This window comes from Desulfobacterales bacterium (assembly GCA_028704555.1).
Taxonomy (GTDB): Bacteria; Desulfobacterota; Desulfobacteria; order Desulfobacterales; family JAQWFD01; genus JAQWFD01.
On sequence record JAQWFD010000085.1, the window covers coordinates 1 to 3,536 of the forward strand.

Here is a 3,536-nt window from a genome sequence, read left to right on the forward strand (position 1 = left end):
AACCAGCATGTTGAATGCTGGAAGGTTGCATTTACCTTTGCCGGCCGTTCCAATTTTGACGCATACCTGCGCCGGACTGAATGTGACCATAAATAAACACCTCACAACCCTGCCGGGAAAATACCTAACCGGGTTGCGTTATTTTCAGATTGGAGTAGTTCCTATTTAAATCATACCAAATGATATGAAGAATCATGATAAACTGAGAGGCGGCAAATTTCGCAAGGTCAATTATATTAAATAAAATATTCGTTTTAGTAAACTTAAATAAATTAACATAAAACATTTTTCCGAATGCGCGGAAAGCCCCGGGTGAAAAGAAGCGCCGGGAAACCGAAGAAACAAAAACTTTATTTACATTCCGTCATATCCGGCAAAATCCGTTCGAGAACAGCGTCAATAAAACCAAAAAAATCCGTCTGCCGATGATGAACAAGGGCCGGAAAGAAAAGAAGGTTTTGAGAGAGTTAACCCGGAAAATTAACCAGGCATATCAATTTTTCAGGTAATTTACCGGGATCCTGAACTTTTGAATACAAAGCAGCTTCGCGCGCGAAGAAAAAAGAGGAAAGACTCTATCATCTCTCCTCTTCTTTTCTGAAAAAAAACGGCGCATTCCACGCGTGATAAGACAAAAAATGAGGCGGGAGAGAGAAGCGATGTTACGCTTTACCCCCCTTGGTTTCTGCACATAATGTACAGATCTCCGACTTGTAGCAGTAATAATACACGATCGCCATGAAAACGACTGCACCGACAATGTTGCCAAGCGTTGTCCAGATAATGTTGTTCGTCCACATCCCGGCCCAATTCAAATTTGTGACAGTGTTTCCGGTAAATCCATTCGTAATGATCGCTGCAGGGATGAAGAACATATTTGCAACACAGTGTTCGAAGCCCGAGGCCGCAAAAGCCATGATCGGGAACCAGAGAGCGGCGATCTTGGATATCACATCATCCGCGGCAAAACCGAGGAACAATGCAAGACACACAAGCCAGTTGCAAAGAATTCCTTTGAAGAAGCAGGAGAGAAGACCCATCGTTCCCGTGTAGGCAACTTTGGCGGCCCCTATCTGGATCGCGCGAAGACCAAAACTCGTTACCGTTGCGGCGCCAAGCGCATCCCACGAAGAATAGGGGCCGTAACTGACCAGAAACGCCATGAACACAGATCCAAGAAGATTTCCGACGTAAACGAAGATCCACAGATAAATGAGTTTTCTCATTCCTATATGACCCTGAAGGATCGACATCGGAGCAAACATCGCATCGCCGGTAAAAAGTTCAGCACCGGTGAACACAACAAGAATCAGCCCAACCGGGAAAACCGCACCAACGATGAATTGTGCGATTCCCGGGCCGAAAATATCTGCGACACCGGTCGAACTCACTGTTGCAAGCGTAGCGCCCATTGCCACATAGGCGCCGGCAAGAAATGCACGAACCAGCATATTGAATGCCGGAAGACTGGTTTTTGTAACACCAGCGGTTCCAATTTTCACGCAAACCTGCGCAGGACTGAATGTAACCATAATATAACCCCTTCACAATTCAGTCAGAAAACCCAATGTGATGTGTTTATACCCGGTATGAAAGAGCTGATATATCAATCATTCTTTTTGACATGATTAATAATGATAAATACGTGGTCCGGATTATCGGCCCGCCAGCACACCACAGGTGAAGCCCCTTACGCTAACATTAAGCGTTTGGAAAAACCACTCCATATGAATGAAGAGTGGATACAACCCAATAAGCACGGCCAGACCCCGGGGACGCGCATGAGATTTCTGAAACTCGTATCCGTTGAAGAAGCGGAACAAATCCTTCTCTCACTGGGAAAACTTCTTCCTGCCGAATACATTCCTCTGGAAGATGCCTGCGGAAGGATCCTCGCAGAACCAATATCATCTCCCGAAGATATTCCGGGATTTGACCGCTCCATTAAAGACGGATATGCCGTTCGGTCCGCAGATACGCTTGGCGCAGGAGAAAACAAACCAAAGCTTCTGAAAATGACCGGCAGGATCCCAATGGGTGAGAACACCGCCGAACCTCTCGGAGAAAAAGAAGCAAAATATATCCCGACCGGAGGCCATATGCCGAAGGGAGCCGACGCCGTAATAATGCAGGAGAACACGGAACTCGCCGGCGACGTGCTTCTCATCAAAACAGCTGCCAGTCCCGGACTGGATGTCCTGAAATACAATGAAGACTTTTCGAACGGGGAGCCTGTCTTTCCAGCCGGTCACCGGATCAACGCACAAACAGCCGGTGTTCTTGCCGCCTTCGGCTGCGACCCTGTCCTGGTCAGAAAACGTCCGGCGGTTGGGATCATCTCAACCGGAAATGAACTGGTTTTGCCCGCAGATACACCGAAACTCGGACAGATACGCGACACAAACACCACACTCATCAGATCGTTCATGACGGAACGCGGAGCAAAGCCCGTATTCTACGGGATCGTCCGGGACGATGCAAAAGCTTTGACACCAATTGCTGCCAAAGCAGCCGCCGAGTGCGATCTCGTCATCCTTTCCGGCGGCAGTTCAAAAGATGAAAAAGACGTCACTTCACGCGTCATCGCCACTCTGGGAAAAGTCCATGTCCACGGCGTATCGGTCGCTCCCGGCAAACCCACGATCATTGGAAGCATAAATGATGTCCCGATCCTGGGCCTGCCGGGACATCCCGCTTCGACCTATATGATCACCACGCTTTTTGCCGGCCCTCTTCTCGCAAAAATGACGGGAGCACGGGAAAAACCGCGAAAAATCAACGCACCCCTCGCAATGAGTTTTCCCTCAGAAAAAGGAAGAGAAGATCTCGTCAGAGTCAAACTCAGTGAAAACGGAGAAGCAGAACCTGTCCTTGGTAAATCCGGTCTTTTGCATACGCTCATACAAAGCGACGGCTATATCAGGGTCCCGGCCGGCCGTGACGGATGCGAAAAAGGGGACATTGTGGAGGTATTCTTATGGTAAAACGTTATCTTGATCAGATCAGCCTGAAAGATGCAGTGGATATTGTCAAAAAAACGCCGGCAATCATCGGGTCACGGGAGATAAACCTCCTCGACGCCAGCGGACAGATTCTTGCACAATCAATATATGCGAAGTACTCGGTTCCGGAAGTCCCCACAGCAGCAATGGACGGATTTACGGTTGTCGCAAAGGAAACAGAATCCGCAGGCGACCAGACCCCGGTCACCCTCACAAACTTTGAGCGGGTAAACACCGGAAACGTCGTCAAAAAAGAATTCGATGCTGTCATAAAAATCGAGGATACCTGGTTTACAGATGAAGATCCAAAAGAGATCGTCATACGCAAAAATGTCAATCCCGGATCATACATCAGACCGCCGGGAGAAGACATCCGCAAAGGTCAGCTGATACTTCCTGCTGGAACAAAGATCCTGCCGTTCAACATCGGAGCGATCGCATCCTACGGGATCACGTCAGTCAAAGTAAAACGTATCTGCATTGGGATCATTCCAACGGGATCCGAGCTGATAAAACCCGGAACACATCCGGCTC

Annotated in this window: 3 protein-coding genes; 2 read left to right on the plus strand and 1 reads right to left on the minus strand. The window is 48.5% G+C overall.

Translation table 11 applies throughout. The annotated features are described in order from the left end of the window. Positions 1–662: 662 nt before the first annotated feature. The gene (locus PHQ97_16005; GenBank protein ID MDD4394237.1) at positions 663–1,532 is read right to left on the minus strand and encodes a formate/nitrite transporter family protein; all 870 of its coding nucleotides are present in this window, start codon (positions 1,530–1,532) and stop codon (positions 663–665) included. Positions 1,533–1,781: 249 nt separating this feature from the next. Here PHQ97_16005 and PHQ97_16010 point away from each other — a divergent pair, with 249 nt between their 5' ends. Beyond that, positions 1,782–2,984 carry a molybdopterin molybdotransferase MoeA gene (locus tag PHQ97_16010; protein MDD4394238.1) on the plus strand — a complete coding sequence of 401 codons (1,203 nt, stop codon included), beginning with the start codon at positions 1,782–1,784 and terminating at the stop codon, positions 2,982–2,984. Further along, the coding region (locus tag PHQ97_16015; GenBank protein ID MDD4394239.1) for a hypothetical protein at positions 2,978–3,536 on the plus strand (559 nt) is incomplete at its 3' end. The genes PHQ97_16010 and PHQ97_16015, both read left to right, overlap by 7 nt.

What these genes read in the sequence shown, in the direction of transcription:
- PHQ97_16005 (MDD4394237.1), bottom strand. Translation starts at nt 1,532, where the DNA reads ATGGTTACATTCAGTCCTGCGCAGGTTTGCGTGAAAATTGGAACCGCT.
- PHQ97_16010 (MDD4394238.1), top strand. Translation starts at nt 1,782, where the DNA reads ATGAGATTTCTGAAACTCGTATCCGTTGAAGAAGCGGAACAAATCCTT.